Here is a 22442-nt window from a genome sequence, read left to right on the forward strand (position 1 = left end):
GAGGTCGTCTCAGGAAACGTTGCGTGACCACCCTGTGGAACACACGACCGTGCAGCCGAGGCAGGTCAGCGCGACGGCGGTGAGCATCGCCGGCAGCCCGAACCAGCGACCGAGGAACGCCAGCACCGCGGGCAGCAGGAATCCGACGTACGCGAGCGCGTAGTACACGCCGGTCAGCCCGCTGAGCTCCTCCGGGCTCGCCATCCGCTGTACTTCGAGCAGCCCCGAGACGACCGCGATGCCGTACGCCGCACCGAGCACCAGCGCGACCGGTACCGCGAGCCACGGCCGGCGGACGACTGCGGTCACCGCCGCGAGAGCCATGCCGAACGTCATCAATGCCATCGACACCACGACCGCGCGGGCCGTGGAGAGATCGTCGAGGCGCCGGGCGATCGGCTGCACGAGAACGCCGGTGACGAGCGTGGCGACGGTCAGCGCGGCCGTGAACAGCAAGGCCCAACGCCCGAGCGAGTCGTCCAGAACCTGCGGGATGATCGCGTACGCAACACCGGCCGATCCGAAGATCCACGGCGCCATCGGCAGCACGACGTGGAGGAACCGGCCGTGCACCCGGAGCCGGACGCGGTGCGTGTGCTCGCTCCGGGTCTCGACCGATCCGGTGAGGACGAGCCAGATCGCGGGCAGGCAGAGCGTGAGGTGGACGACGTACGGCCAGACGAGCGCGGGCGTGGTCCATTGTGCGAGGACGCCGGCCGACGCGGGGCCGGCGGCGAAGCCGGTGGTGAGCAGGATCGCCGACCGGCGGGCGCCCGCGCCGGGGACCGACAGTTCGGTGACCCAGGCGGTGCCGACGGCCATCGCGATGCCGACCGCGATCCCGGACAGCGCGCGGCCGGCGAACAGGGCGGGATAGCCGGCGACGTCGCCGAGGAGAAGGAGTGCGCTGCCGAGGAACGACGCGGCGAGCCCGATCAGCATCAACGGGCGGCGGCCGTACCGGTCGGACAGCCGGGAGGCGATCAGCAGTCCCGGGACGAGGCCGACGACGTACGCGCCGAGGAAGACGTCGACGTCGAGCTGGGAGAAGCCGCCGTGCGCGCGGTACACCATCAGCAGCGGTGTGAACTGGTTGCCGCCCCACCCGATCACGAGCATCGCGAGCCCGACCGGCCACCACGCGCGGGTCAGCTCCCGGGCCGGCGCTTCGTCGAGGGTCGTCGCGGTCACAGGGCGCCGCCGAGCAACGCCGCGTGGGTCGCCCCGAGATGCGCGGTCAACGTCCGGTCGAACCCGTCCACGTCGCCCGCGTCGACCAGGTCGGCGAGATCGCGGTGCTCGCCGACCAATGTGGTCAGATGCCCGGTCCGGGTACCGATCGAGCTCAGCGCCATCCGTCGCTGCCGATCCGCGAGCGTCGCGTAGAACCGGATCGACAATGCGTTCCCGCTCGCCTGCACGATCGCGCTGTGGAACTGCTCGTCCGCCACGACGAACCCCGGTACGTCCCCCGCGCCGGCCAGCGCCTGCTGTGCGTCGAGCAGCCGGACGAGCGTGTCGCGCAGCGCGGACCGGTCCGCCCCGGCGAGCCGGCGTACGGCGGCACTCTCGAGCGCGCGGCGTACCTCGAGGACGTCGGTGGCTTCGCCCGGCTCGACCGGGACGACGACCGCGCCGCGGCGGGGGACGAGCCGGAGCAGCCCCTCGGCCTGCAGTCGCAGGAACGCCTCGTGCACCGGCGTCCGGCTGATGCCGAGCGGGGTGCCGACCTCGACCTCGCTGAGCAGGTCGCCACCGCGGACCTCGCCGGTCAGGATGCCTTCCTTCAACGCCAGGTATGCGCGCTCGGCGGCGGCAAGCTCGGTCATGGTCAGTAAGCATACAAGCTTGCATGCAAGGCGGACTGACCGGGGCCGGCGTTACGGTCTGATCCATGAGCGACGGTTACGCGGTGCGGATGCTGACCGAGGAGACCTGGCCCGCCTTCGCCGAACTGGTGGAGGCGAACAACGGGGTCTGGGGCGGCTGCTGGTGTCTGGGGTTCCACGTCAAGCTCGGCAAGGGCCGGACCGCCGAGCAGAACCGGGCGGACAAGGAGCAGCTCGTCCGCGAACGGCGTACGCACAACGCGCTGGTCTTCGACGGCGACCGATGCCTCGGCTGGTGCCAGTTCGGTGCGCCGGACGAGGTGCCGCTGATCAAGAGCCGGCGGCTGTACGAGAAGGAGCTGGTCGCGCTGCCCGACTGGCGGATCACGTGCTTCTTCACCGGTAAGGGCTTGCGTGGACGCGGCGTCGCGCACACGGCCCTCGGCGGGGCGCTCGCCGAGATCACGCGCAACGGCGGTGGCGTCGTCGAGGGGTATCCCGAGGAGGCCGACGACCGCAAGGTGTCCGGGTCGTTCCTGCACACCGGGCCGATGGCCGCGTTCGAGGGCCACGGGTTCACCCGGACGCGGCAGATCTCACCGCATCGCTGGGTTATGACGCTGACCGTCTAGGCCTTGTTCTCCTGCTTCTTGTCCTCTTCGACGGCTGCCCCGGCCGGGACCGGCACACGTTCACGTCGGCGGGGGAGCATCAGGGCCGGGATGAGCGTGAGCAGCACCAGCCCCCACGCCACCCAGTAGGTGTGCGCGAACGACGACGCCGCGTCCACCAGACCACGTCCGATCGCGGCCGGGTCGAGGTGCAGCTGGGCGATGTTCTCCGGACGGGTGTTGTGCAGGATCGCGGCCTGGGTCTCGCGGAGCCCGCCGTTCAGGCCGGGGATGTTCTGGGTGCCGGGGATGATCGGCGAGTTGTTCAGGTGGTTGGTGAGGATCACCGACATCGTCGCGACGCCGCACGACGACGCGATCTGCTGGGTGATGTTCAGCAACGTCGAACCGCGGGCGACCTGTGGTCCGGCCAACGTTCGCAGCGCCGACGTGAACAGCGGCATCATCGTCCCGCCCATCCCGAGCCCCATCACCACCAGCATCGCGATGATCACGCCGTACGGCGTCGTCGAGGTGATCTGGGTGAGGCCGAACATGCCGATCACGATCAGTGCGATCCCGAACGGGACGATCCGCCCGATCGGGATCTTGTCCACCAGCCGGCCCGCGATCGGCATCGTGATCATCGCGCCGAGGCCCTGCGGCGCGACCAGCAGGCCGGCATGCAGCGTCGACTCGCCGCGGATCTGCTGGTAGTACGTCGGCACGAGCAGCAGCCCGCCGAAGAACGCCGCGCCGAACAGGAACATCGTCGCGATCGAGACCGTCAGGTTCCGGTTCCGGAACAGCCTCAGGTCGAGCAGCGGATGCTGCGGGCGGAACGAGTGGAACACGAACGCCACCATCAGGACGACGCCCGCCAGCATCGACACCCAGACCCGGGGCGCGCCGAAGTCGCCGTTCTCCGCGGGCAGCGACGAGACGCCGAACAGGAACAGCGCCAGACCGGGCGACATCAGCGCGACACCGAGGAAGTCGAACGACTCCGCCCGCTCCGCATGGTCCTTCGCCAGCGCGAACCACGCGTAGATCAGCGCGATGATGCCGAGCGGCACGTTGATCAGGAAGATCCAGTGCCAGCTCGCCACCTGGATCAGCCAGCCACCGAGGATCGGCCCCAGGATCGGGCCGAGCAGCATCGGTACGCCGAGGATCGCCATCAGCCGGCCCATCCGGTGCGGACCGGCGGCCCGGGTCATGATCGTCATCCCGAGCGGCATCAGCATCCCGCCACCGAGCCCCTGCAGCACCCGGAACCCGATCAGCATGTCGATGCTGGAGGCGGTCGCACACAGCGCGGACCCGGCCGTGAACAGGAAGATCGCGGCCATGTACAGCCGTTTGGTGCCGAACCGGTCGGCCGCCCACCCGGTCAGCGGAATCACGGTCGCGAGCGCCAGGGTGTACGCCGTCACGGTCCACGCCACGGTGGAGTACGCGACCGGGCTCTGCGGCGTACCGAACTCGTCCTGGAACGTCGGCAGTGCCACGTTGACGACCGTGATGTCGAGGATCGACATGATCGCCCCCAGCACCACGACGCCGGCGATCTTCAGCACGGCCGCGTCGATGTTGTCGGGATACTGCGGAACGTCCGGCTGGGTCGCGGACTGGCTCACGATCGGTCCCCCCTCGGGCACGCTTCTCGTCACTCCCGAGAGTACGCGCCGTCAGAGCGCGATAGAGCGCGATCGACCATTCGATCCTGATCGAATCCGCTGCGTCAGCAAACCTTTGCGGACGGTGAATGCATCTGTCCTGGTGAACCAATCACCAGCGGGAGGGAACAGATGAGAATCCGACTGAACCAGAGCGGCCGGCGCATGGCGGTGGCGTCCGGCGTGCTCGCGATGGCGGTCACCGGCGCGACTGCGACGACCGCGTCGGCAGCGTCGGCGGGGACCGACGACATCGGAGTGAACTGCTTCATCACCGAGAACAACGTCAACTACCGGTCAGGGCCTGGCACGCAGTACCCGTCGTACGGGCAGGTGAACAAGGGCCAGGGCTTCTACATGTACGGGTCCAGCGGCCAGTGGTACTACGGCGACATGTGGGGCGGACGCAAGGGCGTCTGGATCTACCAGGACTACTGCCACACGCCCTGATCGGCATCCGACGAGCACTGGAGTTGATATGACCACGAAGATGTTCCGTGCGCTCGCGGTGGCAGCGGTGAGTACCGCCGCGGCGACGGTGACCGGCGGTGTCGCGCAGGCAGCGCCGGCTCAGGCGCAGTACATCTGCCATGTGAACACGAACAACGTGAACTACCGCTCGGGTCCGGGCACGCAGTATCCGTCGTACGGGCAGGTCCACGCCGGCCAGGCGTTCGACGGAAGGCTCTCGACGACAGGCGGCTGGATGCTCGGGAACCTCCCGGGGATCCGCAACGACGTCTGGATCCAGGGGTCGTACATCACCTGCTGACCGACAGCGGTTCCGGGGACGGTCGTCCCCGGAACCGTTCAGCGGGGGAGGAGGTCGGCGTCCTGGAGTTGTTGCCAGATCTCGGACTGGTCGACGACCGCGACGCCTAGTTTCTCGGCTTTGGTGAGCTTGGAGGCCCCGACGTCGGCGCCGGTGATCAGGAAGTCGGTGCTGGCCGAGACCGACGACGCGATCGTGGCGCCGGCCTTCTCGCACAGCCGCTGGAAGGCTGGGCGGGCGACCTTCTCGCCGGAGCGGGGGTCGCTGATCGCGCCGGTGACGACGACCGTCTTGCCGGCCAGTGGTGCGCCGGCGGCGACGACCGGGGGAAGGTCCTCCTCGCGGACGTCCAGGGAGACGCCGGCGGCGCGAAGGCGTTCGAGCTCCGGGCGGAGCCGGGTGAGGTGTTCGATCAGCGAGGCGGCGACCTTGGGGCCGATGTCCTCGACCGCGACCAGGCCGTCGACGCCCGCGTCCGCGACCTCCTCCAGCGAGCCGAACCCGGCGCGGCACAGGCGGGCCGCCGTACCCTCCGAGGCCATTGGGATCGCCAGGCCGATCAGTGCGCGGCGGAGGCCGACCTGGCGGCTGCCGTCGATCGACTCGATCATCCGGGCCGCCGACACCTCGCCGATCCGGTCGAACTCGAGCAGACGCTCCGCGGTCAGCTGGTAGAAGTCGGACGGGTGCTCGAGGATGCCCGCGTCCGACAGCCGCTCGATCCAGACGCCGCCGATCGCGTCGATGTCCGCGGCCGCGCGGGACGCCCAGTGGATGAGTCGCCGGACCGTCTGGGCCGGGCAGGACACGTTCGTGCAGAACAGCTCGCGGCTGTTGCCCTGCTCGATCAGCGGCTGCTCGCAGGACGGGCACACCGCCGGCGGCTCGATGTCGCGTTCCTCGCCGGTGCGCTTCGAGGCGTCGAGTACACCGGCCACGAACGGGATCACGTCACCGGCCCGCCGGACCAGGACCGTGTCGCCGATCTTGATGTCGCGGGCGCGGATCACCTCCTGGTTCGCGAGCGTCGCCCGGGTCACCGTCGTACCGCCGACGAAGACCGGCTCGAGCCAGGCGACCGGCGCGACCTTGCCGATCTTGCCGACGTCCCAGACCACGTCGAGGAGCAGCGTGGTCTTCTCCTCGGCGGCGAACTTGTACGCCAGCGCGCCGCGCGGTGAACTCGACCGGGTGCCGGCCGCGGCGTACGCGTCCCGGTCGGCGAGCCGCAGTACGGCGCCGTCGAGGTCGTAGTCCAGCTCGTTGCGCTGCTGCTCGATCGCGGTGATCGCGTCCTGCGCCGCGGCCGCGTCGGAGCAGTGCCGCATGTCCGCGACCGTGAAGCCCATCGTCTGCAGGGCCCGCTCGAGGTCGGCGTCGGTGCTCTCCCGCTCGGTCAGCAGGTCGAACGCGAGGAACTGCAGCCGCCGCTCCGCAACCGTGGCCGGATCCTTCGCCCGGAGCGTGCCGGCCGCCGCGTTCCGCGGGTTGATCAGCGGCTTGTCCGGATGCGCGGCGTTGTACGCGGCGAACGTCGACCGCAGCATCACGGCCTCGCCGCGGACCTCGATCCGGTCCGGTACGTCGAGCCGGTCCGGGACGCCGTCCGCGAGCGCGCGCACCAGCGGCGTGACGTCGTCGCCGGTGGTCCCGTCGCCGCGGGTGATCGCGCGGGCGAGCTGGCCGTTCTCGTACACGAGCGCGAGCGAGAGCCCGTCCAGCTTCGGCATCACCACCACCGCCTGCCCCGGGAACCGCGCGAAGAACGCCTCCACCTGCTCCGGCTTCGTCGCCTTCTCCAACGACAGCATCGGCCGCGAGTGCCGCACCGGCGCGTGCAGCACCGTCGGCGCACCGACCTGGTCCAGCGGATTCGGCTCCGGCGCCAGCTCCGGGTGGCTCTCGATCAGCCCCCGCAGCTCGTCCTCGACCGCGTCGTACTCCGCGTCCGCGACCACCGGCGCACCGCGGTAGTACGCGTCCCGCAGCTCGACGATCCGCGCCGCCAACTCCTGAATCCGCTCACCGACATCCACGTCCAGGACCCTACCCGGCCCGGCCGACAATCCGTTGCGCGTAACGCCGGACGCCCCGGCACCGATTGTCCGCACGAGGAAAGGAACTGCCGATGACTGCTGTCGCCCGTCTGGTGTCTGCGCTCGGGGCCGTCGCGGTGCTCGCGATCGTGTTCGGCGTGGTCGCGATCGTCTCCACCCGGCAGCACCGGTCACTCGCCAGGGACTTCCTTGCCACCGGCACCCGAACCGTGGCGACCGACGTCGTAGTGCACGTGGAGACGAGCAAGGGAGGTGACTACGTCGGGTGGGTGGATGTGGAGTTCGCTGGTCAGCGGCTGCCGTTGATCGAGAATCTGCACGATGCGGAGGGGAACGACGTCGGCGAACATGCGCCGAAGGCCGGCACGCGCTACGCAGCGCCGCTGGCGGTGCTCTACAAGCGTGACGACCCTGCGCAGGTGATGGCCGTCGTGGACGCGGACGAGTTCGCGGCGTCCCCGGACCTGCCGCCGTTCGCGGCCGGGGCGCTCGGGCTCGGCGGGACCGGGGTGATCGGGCTCGGGGCCTTGTGGTGGGTGACGGCGCGGGTACGGCAACCGGCCGAGTGAGGTTGCTGGCGGCAACCAGGTGTCCGGGGCGCAAGACTTCGGTTGCCCGGGCGGCTGTCGTCGCCTATCGTTGCGCAAACGATTGAGCAGGCCGGAGGGGGACGTGGTGGAGCTGCCGTTGGACGGGGTGCTGGTGCTGGACTTCAGCCAGTTCCTGGCGGGGCCGGTGGCGGCGCTGCGGCTGGCGGACCTCGGGGCGCGGGTCGTCAAGGTCGAGCGGCCGGTGACGGGGGAGATCGGGCGGACGCTCGCCTTCGCGGGGCGCTGGGCGGACGGGGACACGGTGTCGTTCCACGCGATGAACCGCAACAAGGAGGCCGTGGTCGCGGACCTGAAGGACCCCGCGGACCTCGACGCGGTACGCGGGCTGGTCGCGCGCGCCGACGTACTGCTGCACAACTTCCGGCCGGGGGTGATGGAGCGGATCGGCCTCGACTACGAGTCCGTACGGGCGTTGAACCCGGGGCTCGTGTACGCCGCCGCGTCCGGGTACGGCGCGACCGGCCCGTGGGCGAGCCGCCCCGGGCAGGACCTGCTCGCGCAGTCGATCTCCGGCCTGACCTGGGCGCACGGCACCGACCGTCCAACCACGGTCGGCCTGTCCCTCGCAGACCACCTGCTCAGCTGCCATCTCGCCGAAGGCGTGACCGCGCTGCTCGTCCGCAAGTTCCGCACCGGCCGCGGCGGCCTGGTCGAGTCGAGCCTGCTCGAATCCATGCTCGACCTCCAGTCCACCCGCCTCACCACCCACCTCAACCCACTCCCGAACAAACCGCCCCGCGACGCGAACCTCAACCCGCCCTGGGAGCAGGCGGCGGGCGGTGGGTACCTCTGGGCGACGGCTGATGGGTATCTGGCGGTTGTGGGGGAGTTGGACGCGGGGTGGGTGGAGCGGTTGCGGGGGGAGCCTACGGCGTACTGGGTGAAAGTCCTGCGGGCGAACGGGGTTGAGTGTGTGCCGTTGCGGACGTTGGACGAGTTGCTCGCCTCGCCGGAGTTCGCGGCGGCGGACATGACGCAGACCGTGGAGCGGGACGGGCTCGAGCTGCGGACCACCCGCAGCCCGATCAGGATCGACGGTCAGGTGTTGCGGAGTCGGCGCGCTGCGCCGCGGTTGGGCGCTCAGGGCAAGGTTGGTCAGTAGGGTGGGTCGCATGGCGACCTTGGGTGATGTCGCGGCGCGGGCCGGTGTCTCGATCTCCGCCGTGTCGCGGGTGCTCAGCGACGCACCGGACTCCCGGGTCAGCGCGGCCACCCGGCAGCGGATCGTGGACGCCGCGACCGCGCTGCACTACCGCCCGAACTTCGCCGGACGGGCGCTGAAGTCGGCGCGCACGCAGGTCGTCGGGCTCGTCGTACCGGACATCACCAACGCGTTGTTCACCGAGCTGATGCACGGCGCCGAGGACGAGGCGACCGAACGCGGGTACACCGTGCTGCTCGGCCGTTCGGACGACGTGCGCCCGGGCGGCGAGGTGATCGCCCGGCTGATCGGCGAGGGGCGCGTGGACGGGATGGCGTTGCAGGTCGGCGACGGCGTACCGCCCGCCGGGCTGAGCGACCTGCTCACCACCCAGGCGCCGATCGTGCTCGTCAACTCGTCCACCCCGGGACACTCTGGATCGGTGACGCTCGACGACCATCGCGGCGCGCTGATCGCGACGGAGCATCTGCTCGGGCTCGGTCACGAGCGGATCGCGTTCGCGAACGGGCTGCCGCGGTCGTTCACCGCCAAGCGCCGGCGGACCGGGTACAAGCTCGCCCTGGAGAACGCCGGCGTCGTCGTCCCCAGGCAGTACGAGACCCGCGCCGGCTACACCGTGGACAACGGGCGTACGGCGTTGCGCCGGCTGATGGCGCTGACACCGCGGCCGACCGGGATCGTGGTGGCGAACGTGAACGCCGCCGTCGGTCTGCTCGGGGAAGCCCGCAAGCTCGGGATCAGGATCCCGGAGGAACTGTCCGTCGTCACGGTCCACGACTCGTGGACCGCCGAGAACACCTGGCCGCCGTTGACCGCGGTCAAGATGCAGTTCTACACGGTCGGCCGGACCGCGGTCCGCAGCGTCATCCGCCGGATCGAGACCGGCGAGACCACTGACGAGGTCGTCACCGATCCGCCGCCGGAGCTGATCGTGCGCGAATCCACCGCGCCGCCGCGCTGACCGAACGCCGAGGTTCTGCCGCGGTTGATCAAAAGTCCGTGCGCAAACGATTGACCATGAGGGGATCGGCGGTCTAGCGTTCCTGCTCTAACGTTTGAGCAGATGATGACGGAGTCCGCCATGAAGTCAGTTCGTTTCGGGACAGCGCGGGTGCTCGCGGTCCTGGTGTCCGCCGGCGCGTTGCTGACCGCCTGCGGTTCGTCGGGCGGGGGAGCCGGCGCGGATGTCAAGCAGACCGACTCGGGTGGCGCGATCACCGTCTGGGTGGATCCGCCGCGGGTGCCGGCCGCGAAAGCCTTCCAGCAGGCGCATCCGGAGATCAAGACCACGATCAACCAGATCGACGGCACCGTCGGCGGCAAGTCGCTGCAGCAGCAGTTCGCGCAGTTCAACCAGGCCGGCAAGGGCTGGCCGGACGCGATCTTCTTCCCGTCGAACGACGACATCGCGTGGGCGTCCGGTGCCCAGGTCAACTACACCGCGGACCTCACCGACCAGGTCCCGGACGTGATCAAGGGCTACGAGGAGTCGGTGATCGCGCCGTGCAAGATCGACGGCAAGATCCGCTGCCTGCGCAACGATGCCGCGCCGGACGTCTTCTGGTACAACAAGGCGTTCTTCACCCAATACGGCTACCAGGTCCCGAAGACCTGGGAGGAGTACGGCGACCTGGCGGTCCGGATCGCGAAGGAACACCCGGGCAAGTTCGCCGGCTTCACCGGTGACGCGTACGCGCCCGACCGGTACCTGTGGGCCTCCGGCTGCCCGACGAACGCCCGGAAGTCCGAGACCGAGGTGCACATCGACCTCACCGACCCGAAGTGCACGCGGGCCAAGGACCTGCTGTCGAAACTCGTGCAGGCGAAGGCGATCTCGGCGCTCGGCATCTTCGACGCGGACGCCGCGAAGGTCGGCAAGGACATGGTGATGAGCCCGGGTGCCGCCTGGTGGGGCGACTACCTGTTCCGCCAGTCGTGGAAGATCCCGGCAGGCCAGATGACCGCGGTCGCGCCGCTGACCTGGAAGGGCGAGGACAAGCCCGCGACCGGCGACGAGGGCGGCGGCCTGTGGGGCGTCTCCCGGCACATCACCGGCAAGGAGCTCGAGAACACGCTGACGTTCGCGAAGTTCGTTGCCACCGACCCCAAGTGGCAGGTCGAGCTGTCGACCGGCCTCCCGGCGTACGGGCCGGTCCAGGACGCCTGGGTCGCGAAGCAGACGAAGACGCAGTACTTCGCCGACAACGCCGCGACGTTCGCCGCGATGAAGGGCGCGAACGCGTACGTCCAGCCGGACCACGCGTACATGCTCTACAACACCGGCAGTGTGTGGACCGAGACGGTGGCCGCGGGCCTGGCGTCCGGCAAGACCGTCGACCAGGTCTGGAGCGGGTTCAACGACGAGCTGCTCAAGCAGGCCAAGGCGATGGGCTACACGGTCAAGTGAAGCCCGCGAGGTCGAGTGAGGCCAGAGGCGCCTGGATCCTGCTCTCGCCGTACGTCGTCCTGCTGCTGGTCGGCGGGATCATCCCGGTGGGATACGCGCTCAAGACCGCCCTGGAGAAGCCGCCGACGCCGCTGGACCCGAGTGCCGGGTTCGGCGGGGTGGCGAGCTTCCGGACCGTGTTCACCGACTACCGGTTTCTCGGCACGTTCCAGAACGTGTTCGCGACGCTGGTGATCTGGCTGCCGATCATGATGCTCGGCATCGTCGGGCTGGCGCTGCTGATCCACGCCAGCCCGGGCCGGTTCGGTTCCGCGATGCGCTTCGTGTACTACATCCCGGGCGCGCTCGCAGGCATCGCGAACTTCGTACTGTGGGTCTACCTGCTGAACCCGGGACAGTCGCCGATCGAGGGCTTGTGGCACGCGGTCGGCGTGGACACGATCAAGCAGGCGGTCGCGACACCCGGGCACCTGCCGTTCGTCCTGACCGCGATGATGTTCTTCCAGGGTGTCGGCTCCTGGATCGTTGTGGTGAACGGCGGCTTGAACGGCATCCCGGACGACACGCTCGAGGCGGCCGCGCTGGACGGTGCCGGTGCGTGGCAGCTCGCCTGGCACGTGAAGCTCCCGATCATCCGCCCCTGGATCGGGTACGCCGCGTTGATGAACCTCGCGTACGGCTTCCAGCTGTTCCTCGAGCCGCAGCTGCTCGACCAGGTCGCGAGCAACGCGCTGCCGGACCAGTGGACGCCCACCCAGCTCGGCTATGCGTTTGCCTTCAGCAACTACAACTTCCCGGCCGCGGCGGCGATTTCGCTGATCCTGCTGGTGATCACGCTCGGCATCGGGCTGCTGATCGTCTTCCGCAGCGGGCTGTTCGGCAAGGAGGACAGTTGATGACCAGGATCGAGAACTGGAGCGCCGGCCGGCTGGCGCGGGTGGTGACGATGCTGTTCGTGGCGGCGATCTTCCTGCTGCCGATTGCCGGCTTCGTCGCGATGGCGTTCCGGTCGAACGACGGCGTCGACGCCGGCCACGGCGGGTTCCTCGGCCTCGGGGACATGGCGTGGAGCAACGTGAAGTACAGCTGGTCGCAGGTGAACGGGTTCGGGCCGCAGGGCGGGCTGTTCTCGCGCTGGCTGACGAACTCGCTGATCGTCGCGGCCGGCGGCGCGATCCTCGCGGTGATCGCCGCGCTCCCGGCCGGGTACGCGATGGCGCGGCTGCGGTTCCGGGCGCGGCGGGCGGTGCTGCTGATCACGCTGGTCACGATGGTAATGCCGAACACGGTGCTGGTGATCCCGCTGTTCCTCGAGGTGAACGCCGTCGGCGCGGTCGGGCAGTTGTGGCCGGTCGCGCTGATCATGGGCTTCTTCCCGTTCGGCGTGTACCTGTCGTACATCCACTACCTGACCACGATGCCGAAGGAGCTGGTCGAGGCCGCGCGCCTGGACGGCCTCGGTGAGGTGTCGGTGTTCTGGTGGATCGGGCTGCGGATCTCCAAGCAGGTCGTGGTGCTGGTCGCGTTCTTCGCGTTCGTCGCGAACTGGACGAACTTCTTCCTGCCGCTCGCGCTGCTGTCGTCGAACCAGAACAACCAGACCGTCTCGATCGGCCTGCAGCAGCTGATCGGCGCCAGTCCGCTGTTCAACCCGACCGTCGCGGCCGGCCTGGATGTGAAGCTGTACATGCCGCAGCTGGCGTTGGCGACGTTCGTGTCGATGCTGCCGCTGCTCGCCGTGTTCCTCGGTGCGCAGCGCTTCCTGATCCGTGGCGAGACCGTAGGAGCGGTGAAAGGCTGATGACCACCGAGTTCACCCCGCACCCGGGGTACACCCTGGCGCTGCCGTCCGCGCCGCGGCCGATCGCGATCGTCGGCGCGGGCGGGATCGTCCGGGACGCGCACCTGCCGGCGTACCGCAAGGCGGGCTTCGAGGTCGCGAGCATCACCGACCTGCGCCGTGACCGCGCGCAGGCGCTGGCCGCCGAGTACGGCATCCCGCAGGTGTACGACGATGTCGCCGACGCCGTCGCGGCCGCCCCGCGCGACGTCGTCTACGACATCGCCCTGCCGCCCGAGGCGCACGTCGACGTCCTCGAGCAGCTGCCCGACGGCGCCGCCGTACTGCTGCAGAAGCCGCTCGGCAATGTGCTTGCCGAGGGCATCCGGACCCGCGACGTGTGCCGCCGGAAGGGACTCGTTGCCGCGGTCAACACCCAGCTCCGATTCGCGCCGTACGTCGCGGTCGCCCGCCGGCTGATTGCCGACGGCATCATTGGCGAGCTCTACGACTTCGAGATCCGAGTCTCGGTGCGGACGCCCTGGGAGATGTTCCCGTACGTGCTGGAGCTGGACCGGCTCGAGATCAACATGCACAGCGTCCACTACCTGGACCTGGTCCGCTCGTTCCTCGGCGATCCGACCGGCGTCTCCGCGGTCACCGTGAAGCACCCGGAGAAGACGCACGCGAACAGCCGGTCCGACATCGCGCTGACGTACGGCGACCGGCCGGTGCGGGTGGTGGTGTCGACGAACCACGACCACCACTTCGGCGCGAAGTACGAGGAGAGCTATGTCAAGTGGGAGGGCACGAAGGGGGCGGTCCGGGTGCAGCTCGGGCTGCTGCTGGACTACCCGCGCGGCGGCGAGGACCGGCTGGAGCTCGTCACCGACGACCGGCTCGCGGAAGGCTGGCGGCCGGTGCCGTTCGAGGGATCGTGGTTCCCGGACGCGTTCATCGGGTCGATGAGTGTCGTCCAGCGGTACCTCGAGGGGTCGATCCCGTCGCTGCCGACGTCGGTGGAGGACGTCTTCCGGACCATGGCGGTGGTCGAGGCTGCGTACACCTCCGCCGCGAAGGGTGGCGAGCCGCCGCCGTACGACACTTCGAGAGGACCGGTCCTGTGACGGAACTTCCCCTGACCGGGGTCACCGTGCTCGACTTCAGCCAGTTCCTGGCCGGTCCGGTGGCCGCGCTCCGGCTGGCCGACCTGGGCGCCCGGGTGATCAAGATCGAGCGCCCCGGCAGCGGTGACGCGGGCCGGCAGCTGGCGTTCGCGGGCCGGTCGGCCGGCGACGACAGCATGTCGTTCCACGCGATGAACCGGAACAAGGAAAGCCTGGTCGCGAACCTGAAGGACCCGGCCGACCTCGCCCGCGTCCGCTCGCTGGTCGCCCAGGTCGACGTCGTCGTGTCGAACTTCCGCCCGGGCGTGATGGAACGCCTGGGCCTCGACTACGAAACGGTTCGCCGGATCAACCCGAGCATCGTGTACGGCAGCGTCAGCGGGTACGGCGACACCGGCCCGTTCAAGGACCGCCCCGGTCAGGACCTGCTCGCGCAGTCGATCGCAGGCCTCCCGTGGCTGAACGGCTCCCGCGACGATCCGCCGGTCCCGGTCGGCCTCGCGGTCGCCGACCACCTGGCCAGCTGCCACCTCGCGCAAGGCATCACGGCATTGCTGGTACGCCGGTTCCGCACCGGCCAAGGTGGCCACGCGCAGACGAGCCTGCTCGAAGCGCTGCTCGACCTCGAGTTCGAGCTGCTGACGACCCGGCTGAACGACCCGACGATCGAGGTACGCCGGAAAGGAATCCGTTCCGCGCACGCTTTCCTGCCCGCTCCGTACGGGATCTATCCGACCAGCGACGGCTACCTGGCGATCGCGATGAACCCGGTGCCGGTGATCGGCCGGCTGCTCGACCTGCCGGAGGTCGCCGCGATGACCGACCCGCAGTCCTGGTGGGACCGGCAGGAGGAGATCGAGGACCGGCTGTCCGAACGCCTCCGGACCCGGACGCGCGACGAGTGGCTCGCCGTACTGGACGCCGAGGACGTGTGGTGCGCGCCCGTGCTGACGCTGGACGAACTGGTCGCGCACGACGGGTTCCGGGCGATCGCGATGACGCAGCAGATCAGCCGCGACGACCTCGACCTGATCACCACCCGCAGCCCGATCCGGATCGACGGCGAACGGCTGACCAGTCCCCGCCCGGCGCCGCGACTGGGCGAACACGAGCCGCTGGAGGAGACCGCATGACTGTGTTGCGGGGTATGACGTGGGAGCATCCGCGCGGGTACGACTGCCAGGTCGCGGCGGCCGGCGAGTACGCGCGGCTGACCGGGGTCGACGTGCAGTGGGAGTACCGGTCGTTGCAGGCGTTCGCGGACGAGCCGATCGACGGGCTGGCGGCGCGGTACGACCTGCTGGTGATCGACCATCCGCATGTTCCGCTGGCGGCGGAGCACCTCGCGCCCTTGGACGGGGCTGGGCAGGACGTGGAGCTGGCGGCGCTGGCCGATGATGCCGTGGGCAGCAGTCATGCGTCGTACGCGCATGCCGGGCACCAGTACGGACTGGCCACGGACTCGGCAGCGCAGGTCGCCGTCCATCGGCCCGATCTGCTGGCGGAGCCGCCCCGCGATTGGGACGCCGTACTGGAGCTGGCCGCGGAGGGACGGGTGGTGTGGCCGGCGAAGCCGATCGACGCGTACTCGTCGCTGTGCACGCTCGCCGCCAATCGCGGTACGCCGGTCGCGGCCGAGCCCGGGCGGTTCCTCGCCGAGGACGACGCGGGCGCCGTACTCGAGCTGATGCACCGGCTCGCGGAGCGGGTGCCGCAATGGTGCCTCGCGGCGAACCCGATCGAGGTGGCGGAGGCGCTGGCGGGGCAGGACGTCTGGTCGTACGCGCCGCTGGCGTACGGGTACACAAACTACTCGCGGCGCGGGTTCCGGGCGCAGCGGCTGAAGTACGTCGACATCCCGGGCGTGGTGGGATCGCAGCTGGGCGGCGCGGGGATCGCGGTCTCGGCATACTCGCGGGAGGTCGACGCGGCCCGTGCGTACGCGATCTGGCTGGCGTCGCCGGCCGTGCAGTCCGGGGTGTACTACGACGCCGGCGGGCAGCCCGGGTACGCCGCCTCGTGGGACGACGACCGGCTGAACGAAGACTCGTGGGACTTCTTCCGCGGCACCCGGCAGACGCTCGAGCACGCGTGGGTGCGACCGCGGACCGCCGGCTACATGGAGTTCCAGGACGTGGTGTCGCCGTGGGTCACCGCGACCCTGCGCGGTGAGCTGACCGACGCGGAGCTGGTGAAGCGGGCGAGCGAACAGGCCGAGCGGCTGCTGGGGGAGCGATGAAGATAGCGGAGCGCTGGTACGAGGACTACGCGATCGGCGAGCGCCGGACGACGGTCGGGCGGACGATCACCGAGGCCGACATCGTGCTGCACGCCGGGCAGACCGGCGACTTCTTCCCGCACCACCTGGACGCCGAGTGGATGGCGACCCAGCCGGCCGGGCAGCGGATCGCGCACGGGACGCTGATCCTGTCGGTCGCGGTCGGGATGACGGCCGGGGACATCAACCCGTGCGCGATGTCGTACGGCTACGACCGGATCCGGTTCATCAAGCCGGTGTTCATCGGGGACACGATCACGGTCACCGCCGAGATCACCGAGAAAGCCGAACACAAGCGGCCGACGCACGGGTACGTGCACGAGCTGGTCAGCGTGACGAACCAGCGGGGCGAGACGGTGCTGGTGCTCACCCACCTCTATCTGGTCGACAAGCGAGGTACCGAATGATCATCGACGCGCATCAGCACGTGTGGGACCTGGCGCGGTCGCCGTACCGCTGGCTGGGTCCGCAGGTGCCGGAGTGGAACCGGACGTTCACCTTCGACGAACTGCGACCGCAGCTGGCGCGGAACGGGGTGGACGCGACCGTTCTCGTGCAGTCGGACGACGACGATCGCGACACCGACCTGATGCTGGAGGTGACGGCGCCGGAGGTGGTGGCGATCGTCGCGTACGTCCCGCTGGATCAGCCGGAGCGCGCGGCGGAGCGGCTCGCGGAACTGCGCCAGGACCCCCGGGTGGTCGGCATCCGCAACCTGATCCACGACCTCCCGGACCCCGACTGGATCCTGCGGCCCGAGGTCGACGAAGGCCTGAGCGTGCTGGAGGAGGCGGACGTCACCTTCGACTACGTCGCCGTACTCCCGCGGCACCTGGAGCACGTCCCGACCCTGTCGGAACGCCACCCCGACCTGCGCATCGTCATCGACCACCTCGCCAAGCCCCCGATCCCCGACCGCGAACCGTGGTGGACCCTGATCGAAGCGGCTGCCCAGAACCCGCAGGTCCACGCCAAACTGTCCGGCCTCTACGGCGAGCCCCTCCAGCCGTACGTCGACCGCGCTCTGGACGTCTTCGGCCCCCGCCGGCTCATGTACGGCGGCGACTGGCCCATCTCGACCGCCTTCGGCGGCTACGACCACACCTTCCAGACCCTCGCCGCAACCCTCACCGGCCTGTCCGACACCGACCGCACCGAAATCTACGAGGGCACCGCCAAACGGTTCTACCGCATCCCTTGCAGTTGACACGGTGTCAGGTGGCAGAGTCCGGTCCGTGATGGAGATCGGAGAACTCGCCCGCCGGGGCGGCGTATCCGCACGAATGCTCCGGCACTACGACCGGATCGGGCTGCTGACACCCGCCCGGACCGACCCGAACGGCAGACGCTGGTACGGCGTCGATCAGCTCGCGCGACTGCATCGTTTGGTGGCGTTGAAGGGGCTGGGGTTCGGGCTGGACGAGGTCGGCGTGCTGCTGGACGAAGGCGTCGGCGCGGAGGAGCTGCGCGGGATGTTGCGGCTCCGGGAGGCCGAGCTGGAACGTCGGGTGCGGCACGACAGGCATGCGCTGGACCGGGTGACGGCGAGGCTCCGGCTGATTGATGAGGAGGACCGGATGAACGTACAGGTCAAGCACCTCGACGCGGTGACCGTTGCCGCGCTCACCACCACCGCCCCGCGCGACAGCGTGGACCTGGAAGCGGTGTTCGATCGGGTGATCGAGCGCATGGCCGGCGCCGACCGTACCGCTCCGATCGCGCGCATCGAACCGCTCGACGAGGCAACGGTCGAGGTCACCGCAGGGTATGTCGTACCGGCGGAGTCGGTGCCGGGCCTGGAGACGCGTCGGCTGCCGGCAGCGACGGTAGCCTCGACGATCCACCAAGGCCCGATGACCGACCTGCCATACGACGTACTGCGCGACTGGGCCGGAGAGCGCGCCGCAGGCTGCTGGCGCCAACTGTTCCTGGAGGCCGACGGCGACCAGGACCGCTGGATCGTGGAACTCCAACTCGAACTCGACCCCGCGAACTGATCAGGGAAGGAGCATCGGGTCGCCCAGAGCTACGCCCGGCAGGCCGCCGCCGTTGCGGCCCGCGGCGGAGTCGGCGCCTGCTTGGATGGGGTTCTTGAGGGGGCCTGGGGCGTAGAGCTGGACGCGGAGGCGGGAGATGCCGGTGACGTCGAGTTTGATGGGCTCGGGGTGGCCAGGCCTGACGGTGTAGACGCGTGGCGCCTGGCCGTCCAGCGTGATGTCGACGCGATGGCTGCCGTTGCTGGAGTCGAGTACGACGGCCGTGGCCGTGAAGCGTTTGAACTTCCGCCCGAGCGTCACCTCACGAACCTGCGGCGACGAGCCGTTGCAGAAGTCAGAGCACTGGTAGACCAGCGCCTGCCCGTACGTCGTACCGTCGATCTGCGTGGTGCCGGCGTCGTCGAGGTCGATGTCGTCATTGGTGTCTTCGGCGACCCGCGGCAAGGCGAGCAACGACGTGGCCTGAACGAGCGGGCGCTCCTTCGTCGGCGGCGGGACCGTTCTGTGCGTCGGCGCAGAGGTCGCCTTGACCGGTGCGGATGTCGCCGGCGTACTCGGCTTGGCCGGCGGGCTCGCGGTCGGCTGCTGACTGTGCTGCTGTGCGACCGCCTGGACGATCAGGAAGACGCCGCCTCCCAGCACCAGACCGACGAGGATCGCCGGCCTGAGCCGGTCCTTGCCGAAGATGTGATTGCCGAGTGCGCTTGCGGCGATGCTGACAAGAACGCCGGCCAGCAGGCCGGCGATGATCCACCCCATGCGGCAAGTGTGCGGTAGCGGCAGGCGCCACGCCAGATGCGGCGCGGGAGATCGAATGCTTGACCTCGGACCTGGGTAACGTCGTGAACAGACAATTCCATCACGGAGGAAGCCGCCCATGCTGAAAGTTCTTCGTGTTGTTCTGGTGTCGTGTGTGTTGGTGTCCGGCGTGAGTGTGCCGGCGATGGCGTCGACGAGTGCGGCGTCCGATCCGGCGCGGGCCGCGCTGCGGGGGCTGGTGGAGGACGTGGCCGGCGCGACCGGGAAGCGGTACGCGGTGAAGGACGACGCCGGTCATGTGATGGACACGGTGAAGATCATCCAGGACACCACCGGTGGGTACCTGGCGGTCTCGCACCACCTCGCCGCCGACGGTCACTTCCGGGTGAACCTGGCGACCTCGACCGACCTGCTCAACTGGCACTGGGTGCGCGAGCTGGCCGGCAGCAACACCGGGCCGGCCTCGCAGCCGACCATCATCCAGGCGTCCAACGGCGGCTTCGTGCTCGCCTGGGAGCAGGAACAACCGGGCGGTGGCAACAACCACCTCGCCTTCCGGTACTTCGCCAGTCGCGCCGACCTGCTGGCGGGTAACGTGAGTCGTTCGTACGACGCCCCGCGCCGGCTCTCGTCCTGCGCCGAGGGGACGCCGAACATCTACAGCGTCACGTTGTCGCCCGACATCGACCACTCGACGATCGACATCGGCGGCCACTACTGGTGGAACTGCGACCGCGACCGCCAGCAGCGCGGCACGCTCACGAACTTCAGCTCGTGGTCCACGAGCGCGCAGCCGAACTTCGACAACGCGCTGCTCTACTGGGGTGTCGGCGGCAACATCGGCGACCGCGACAACACGACGTACGACGGGTACAAGTTCGGGCTGATCGAGGGGCAGTACACGAAGGGCGACTTCGGCTCCTGGCGGACGTTCGTCTACGACTATCAGACCGGTAATGCCGACCGCACCGCGATCACCACCGACGGCGGCAGTACGGCGTTCGCGAACCCCACGATCACGAACCTGAAGGCGCCGGACGGAAAACCCGCGATCGTCGTGACGCTGTTCATCCCGGGGGAGGAGGCGGCCGCGGGGGAATCCGGCGAACTGATCTACTACCGGACATACTGAGGGCTCTCAGCGTTCTCTCATCGCTCGCTCGACAGGATGAAGCTCGTCCTGCTCAGCGACCGCACCGAGAGAGGCAGATTGCATGGGTGGGCCTAGATTCAGTGTGGTGATTCCTGCCTTCAACGAAGAGCGGTTCATCGCGGAGTGTCTGCAGTCGCTGGCCCGGCAGGACTTTGCCGGTGGGTACGAAGTGATTGTCGTCGACAACAACTGCACCGACCGGACAGCCGAGATCGCCCGTAGTTGCGGGGCGATCGTCGTGCAGGAGGAGAAGCCGGGCGTCTGCGCGGCGCGGCACCGGGGGACGTTGTCGGCGCGCGGTGAGATCGTGGTGTCGACCGACGCGGACACCGTGTTCGGGAGCGGCTGGCTGGCGGGGATCGACCGGACGTTCCGGCAGGGATCCGGGCGGGTCGCGGTCGCCGGGCCGTGCCGCTATCCCGAAGGACCGTGGTGGGGGAAGCTGTACGCGCGGATCCTGTTCGAAGGCGTGTACCTGACGTACCGCGCGACCGGGCGGGTCGGGTACGTGACCGCGACCAACATCGCCTTCCGCAAGGACGCCTGGTCCGGGTACGACCTCACCGGAACCCAAGGCGCCGACGAGCTCGGCCTGCTCCGGCAGCTCCGGTCGCGCGGCAAGGTCGCGTTCGACCGCGCCAACCCGACCCTCACGTCAGCGCGCCGGCTCGCGCAGGGGCTGACGTACAACGTGGTCGTGTCGTTCCTGTACTACTACGCTCTGGCCGTCATGCTGAACCGGCTGGCCGGCCGGACCGTGATCGGCACCGCGCCGTGTTTCCGCACCGACAAGCGGTGGCCGGCTCCGCGGCGGTACCGGACCCGGTTGCTCGCGATCGGCTGGCTGGTGGCGGCCGCGGCGGCCACGGTACTCACGGACCGATTGATGGACGGTTGATGCATCGAGCAACGAAAACCCTGGCAGGTGTCGCGGCCGGCGTCGGTGCGGCGTACTGGCTGATGATGTCGCCGTACTCGCAGCTGTTCGGGCCGTTTCCGTACCGCGGGCGGGGTGGTGCGCGGACGGTCGCGCTGACGTTCGACGACGGGCCGAACGAGCCGTACACGTCGCAACTGGTGGACTACCTGGACGGCGAGGGCATCACGGCGACGTTCTTCCAGGTGGGCCGCGCGGTCCAGCGGTACCCCGAGGTCACGGCCCGGCTGGCGGAGGCGGGACATGTGATCGGGCTGCACGGCTACACGCACGACTTCACGCAGTACCTGCGCCGCGACACGCTGGCGGACGAGTTGGAGCGCGGGCTCGACGCGTTCGCCGAGGTCGGGATTCGGCCGGCGCTGTACCGCCCGCCGTGGCTGCTGCGGATCCCCGCGCTGCACGGCCTCGCCCGGCAGCACGGGCTGCAGCTGGTGTCCGGCGAGTTCTGCCACCCGCTCGAGGTCGCCCAGCCGAGCCCCGAACGCATCGCGCGGCTCGCGGTCCGCGTCACCCGTCCCGGCTCGATGTTGATCTTCCACGACGGCCGCGACGGCAAGGGCGGCCCGCGCGCGGCGACGGTCGAGTCGGTGAAACTCGTCGTCGAAGGCCTCCGCGCAAAGGGCTACACCTTCACGACGGTCGACCACCTGCTCGGCGTCCCGGCGTACCACTGAGCTGAAAATACTTCACGTTGACCCGGTGTCACCGATTGACTACCGCGAGGTAACAACGTTAGCGTCGTGATCAGCAGCTGCTGCGATTCAACCGCCCCCCACTTTGGAGATCGCAATGCACTTGCGCAGATCAGTCCTGTCCGCCCTGGTCGTTGCCTCGACCCTCGGACTCGGCATCGCCCCGGCCTACGCCGACGCGAGCGGATCCGGGACCATCACGTTCCAGGGAACGTCGTGTGACTTCACGTTCACCTACGCCGGCGGTCCGCCGCCGGCGTCCGTCGAGATCCAGTCCATCACCATCGCCGACGGGTGCGCCGCCGACGGTACGGCGTCCGGGACGCTCGCGTTCGGCGCGGACGGCGCGGCGACGCTGACGCTGAAGGTTGCCGTCAGCAAGCCTCTCAGCTGCGGGTACTCCGGCTCGCTGACCGGCACCTACTCGGGGACGGCGGCAACGTTCCCGGAGCAGAGCGTCCCGAAGGAGAGCGGCAGCATCCTCTGCCCGAACCCGGCAAGCATCGCCATCCAGGCCACCCTCTAGCCCCGACCGGCACCTGCAGACCCCGGAGCTTTCCGGGGTCTGCAGGTGTTGTGCATTACTGC

At 69.4% G+C, this 22442-nt stretch carries 24 protein-coding genes; 19 read left to right on the top strand and 5 right to left on the bottom strand.

Annotation, left to right across the window (positions count from 1 at the left end; all coding sequences use genetic code 11):
• Positions 1-9: 9 nt before the first annotated feature.
• Together ACXJJ3_RS41030 and ACXJJ3_RS41035 are read right to left on the bottom strand one after the other, a co-directional pair.
• Positions 10-1191, bottom strand: coding sequence for an MFS transporter (locus ACXJJ3_RS41030; protein WP_458167463.1), 1182 nt, complete (start codon positions 1189-1191; stop codon positions 10-12).
• Positions 1188-1829, bottom strand: coding sequence for a GntR family transcriptional regulator (locus tag ACXJJ3_RS41035; protein ID WP_458167464.1), 642 nt, complete (start codon positions 1827-1829; stop codon positions 1188-1190). The genes ACXJJ3_RS41030 and ACXJJ3_RS41035 overlap by 4 nt, the downstream gene beginning before the upstream one ends.
• A 65-nt stretch (positions 1830-1894) precedes the next feature.
• Between ACXJJ3_RS41035 and ACXJJ3_RS41040 the strand changes: the two genes are divergently transcribed.
• A complete protein-coding gene (locus ACXJJ3_RS41040; protein ID WP_458167465.1) occupies positions 1895-2461 on the top strand; it encodes a GNAT family N-acetyltransferase in 567 nt (188 codons plus the stop codon).
• Here the strand turns inward: ACXJJ3_RS41040 and ACXJJ3_RS41045 are convergent.
• Positions 2458-4080 (bottom strand): DHA2 family efflux MFS transporter permease subunit, encoded by a 1623-nt coding sequence (locus ACXJJ3_RS41045; RefSeq protein WP_458167467.1) that lies wholly within the window; start codon positions 4078-4080, stop codon positions 2458-2460. The two genes, ACXJJ3_RS41040 and ACXJJ3_RS41045, sit on opposite strands and share 4 nt — an antisense overlap.
• Positions 4081-4251: 171 nt before the next feature.
• On the opposite strand from ACXJJ3_RS41045, the gene ACXJJ3_RS41050 reads away from it, so the two are divergent.
• Both ACXJJ3_RS41050 and ACXJJ3_RS41055 read left to right on the top strand, forming a co-directional pair.
• Positions 4252-4569 carry an SH3 domain-containing protein gene (locus ACXJJ3_RS41050; protein ID WP_458167468.1) on the top strand — a complete coding sequence of 106 codons (318 nt, stop codon included), beginning with the start codon at positions 4252-4254 and terminating at the stop codon, positions 4567-4569.
• 28 nt (positions 4570-4597) lie between these two features.
• Positions 4598-4891, top strand: coding sequence for a hypothetical protein (locus ACXJJ3_RS41055; RefSeq protein WP_458167469.1), 294 nt, complete (start codon positions 4598-4600; stop codon positions 4889-4891).
• 38 nt (positions 4892-4929) lie between these two features.
• Here ACXJJ3_RS41055 and ligA read toward each other — a convergent pair whose 3' ends face one another.
• On the bottom strand, positions 4930-6927 hold the full coding sequence (gene ligA / locus ACXJJ3_RS41060; RefSeq protein WP_458167470.1) for an NAD-dependent DNA ligase LigA: 1998 nt from the start codon (positions 6925-6927) through the stop codon (positions 4930-4932).
• Between the two features lie 92 nt (positions 6928-7019).
• Here ligA and ACXJJ3_RS41065 point away from each other — a divergent pair, with 92 nt between their 5' ends.
• The 12 genes from ACXJJ3_RS41065 (at position 7020) to ACXJJ3_RS41120 (ending at position 18310) form a co-directional block, all read left to right on the top strand.
• The gene (locus tag ACXJJ3_RS41065; protein WP_458167471.1) at positions 7020-7517 is read left to right on the top strand and encodes a hypothetical protein; all 498 of its coding nucleotides are present in this window, start codon (positions 7020-7022) and stop codon (positions 7515-7517) included.
• A gap of 106 nt (positions 7518-7623) precedes the next feature.
• The gene (locus tag ACXJJ3_RS41070; protein ID WP_458167472.1) at positions 7624-8661 is read left to right on the top strand and encodes a CaiB/BaiF CoA transferase family protein; all 1038 of its coding nucleotides are present in this window, start codon (positions 7624-7626) and stop codon (positions 8659-8661) included.
• A gap of 10 nt (positions 8662-8671) precedes the next feature.
• Entirely contained in the window at positions 8672-9682 is a 1011-nt protein-coding gene (locus tag ACXJJ3_RS41075) for a LacI family DNA-binding transcriptional regulator (RefSeq protein ID WP_458167473.1), read from the top strand.
• Between the two features lie 120 nt (positions 9683-9802).
• Positions 9803-11128: an ABC transporter substrate-binding protein gene (locus tag ACXJJ3_RS41080; protein ID WP_458167474.1), complete on the top strand. Its 1326-nt coding sequence runs from the start codon at positions 9803-9805 to the stop codon at positions 11126-11128.
• Positions 11125-12024 carry a carbohydrate ABC transporter permease gene (locus ACXJJ3_RS41085; protein WP_458167475.1) on the top strand — a complete coding sequence of 300 codons (900 nt, stop codon included), beginning with the start codon at positions 11125-11127 and terminating at the stop codon, positions 12022-12024. The genes ACXJJ3_RS41080 and ACXJJ3_RS41085 overlap by 4 nt, the downstream gene beginning before the upstream one ends.
• A complete protein-coding gene (locus ACXJJ3_RS41090; protein WP_458167476.1) occupies positions 12024-12929 on the top strand; it encodes a carbohydrate ABC transporter permease in 906 nt (301 codons plus the stop codon). Before ACXJJ3_RS41085 ends, ACXJJ3_RS41090 begins: the two co-directional genes overlap by 1 nt.
• Positions 12929-14035, top strand: coding sequence for a Gfo/Idh/MocA family protein (locus ACXJJ3_RS41095; protein WP_458167478.1), 1107 nt, complete (start codon positions 12929-12931; stop codon positions 14033-14035). The genes ACXJJ3_RS41090 and ACXJJ3_RS41095 overlap by 1 nt, the downstream gene beginning before the upstream one ends.
• Complete coding sequence (locus tag ACXJJ3_RS41100) at positions 14032-15168, top strand: CaiB/BaiF CoA transferase family protein (protein ID WP_458167479.1); 1137 nt, start codon at positions 14032-14034, stop codon at positions 15166-15168. Before ACXJJ3_RS41095 ends, ACXJJ3_RS41100 begins: the two co-directional genes overlap by 4 nt.
• A complete protein-coding gene (locus ACXJJ3_RS41105) occupies positions 15165-16274 on the top strand; it encodes an extracellular solute-binding protein (RefSeq protein WP_458167480.1) in 1110 nt (369 codons plus the stop codon). The genes ACXJJ3_RS41100 and ACXJJ3_RS41105 overlap by 4 nt, the downstream gene beginning before the upstream one ends.
• Positions 16271-16720, top strand: a complete 450-nt coding sequence (locus ACXJJ3_RS41110) for a MaoC family dehydratase (RefSeq protein ID WP_458167481.1) — start codon at positions 16271-16273, stop codon at positions 16718-16720. The genes ACXJJ3_RS41105 and ACXJJ3_RS41110 overlap by 4 nt, the downstream gene beginning before the upstream one ends.
• Complete coding sequence (locus ACXJJ3_RS41115; RefSeq protein ID WP_458167482.1) at positions 16717-17520, top strand: amidohydrolase family protein; 804 nt, start codon at positions 16717-16719, stop codon at positions 17518-17520. Before ACXJJ3_RS41110 ends, ACXJJ3_RS41115 begins: the two co-directional genes overlap by 4 nt.
• A 31-nt stretch (positions 17521-17551) precedes the next feature.
• Positions 17552-18310 (top strand): MerR family transcriptional regulator, encoded by a 759-nt coding sequence (locus ACXJJ3_RS41120; RefSeq protein WP_458172001.1) that lies wholly within the window; start codon positions 17552-17554, stop codon positions 18308-18310.
• On the opposite strand, the gene ACXJJ3_RS41125 is transcribed toward ACXJJ3_RS41120, so the two are convergent.
• The gene (locus tag ACXJJ3_RS41125; RefSeq protein ID WP_458167483.1) at positions 18311-19069 is read right to left on the bottom strand and encodes a hypothetical protein; all 759 of its coding nucleotides are present in this window, start codon (positions 19067-19069) and stop codon (positions 18311-18313) included.
• Between the two features lie 169 nt (positions 19070-19238).
• Here ACXJJ3_RS41125 and ACXJJ3_RS41130 point away from each other — a divergent pair, with 169 nt between their 5' ends.
• From ACXJJ3_RS41130 to ACXJJ3_RS41145, 4 genes are all read left to right on the top strand, one after another.
• Entirely contained in the window at positions 19239-20201 is a 963-nt protein-coding gene (locus ACXJJ3_RS41130; protein WP_458167484.1) for a hypothetical protein, read from the top strand.
• Positions 20202-20283: 82 nt separating this feature from the next.
• A complete protein-coding gene (locus ACXJJ3_RS41135; protein ID WP_458167485.1) occupies positions 20284-21120 on the top strand; it encodes a glycosyltransferase family 2 protein in 837 nt (278 codons plus the stop codon).
• Positions 21120-21836, top strand: a complete 717-nt coding sequence (locus tag ACXJJ3_RS41140) for a polysaccharide deacetylase family protein (RefSeq protein WP_458167486.1) — start codon at positions 21120-21122, stop codon at positions 21834-21836. Before ACXJJ3_RS41135 ends, ACXJJ3_RS41140 begins: the two co-directional genes overlap by 1 nt.
• A gap of 115 nt (positions 21837-21951) precedes the next feature.
• A complete protein-coding gene (locus tag ACXJJ3_RS41145) occupies positions 21952-22380 on the top strand; it encodes a hypothetical protein (protein ID WP_458167487.1) in 429 nt (142 codons plus the stop codon).
• Positions 22381-22442: the final 62 nt, after the last annotated feature.

The sequence above is a fragment of the Kribbella sp. WER1 genome, from assembly GCF_054189145.1.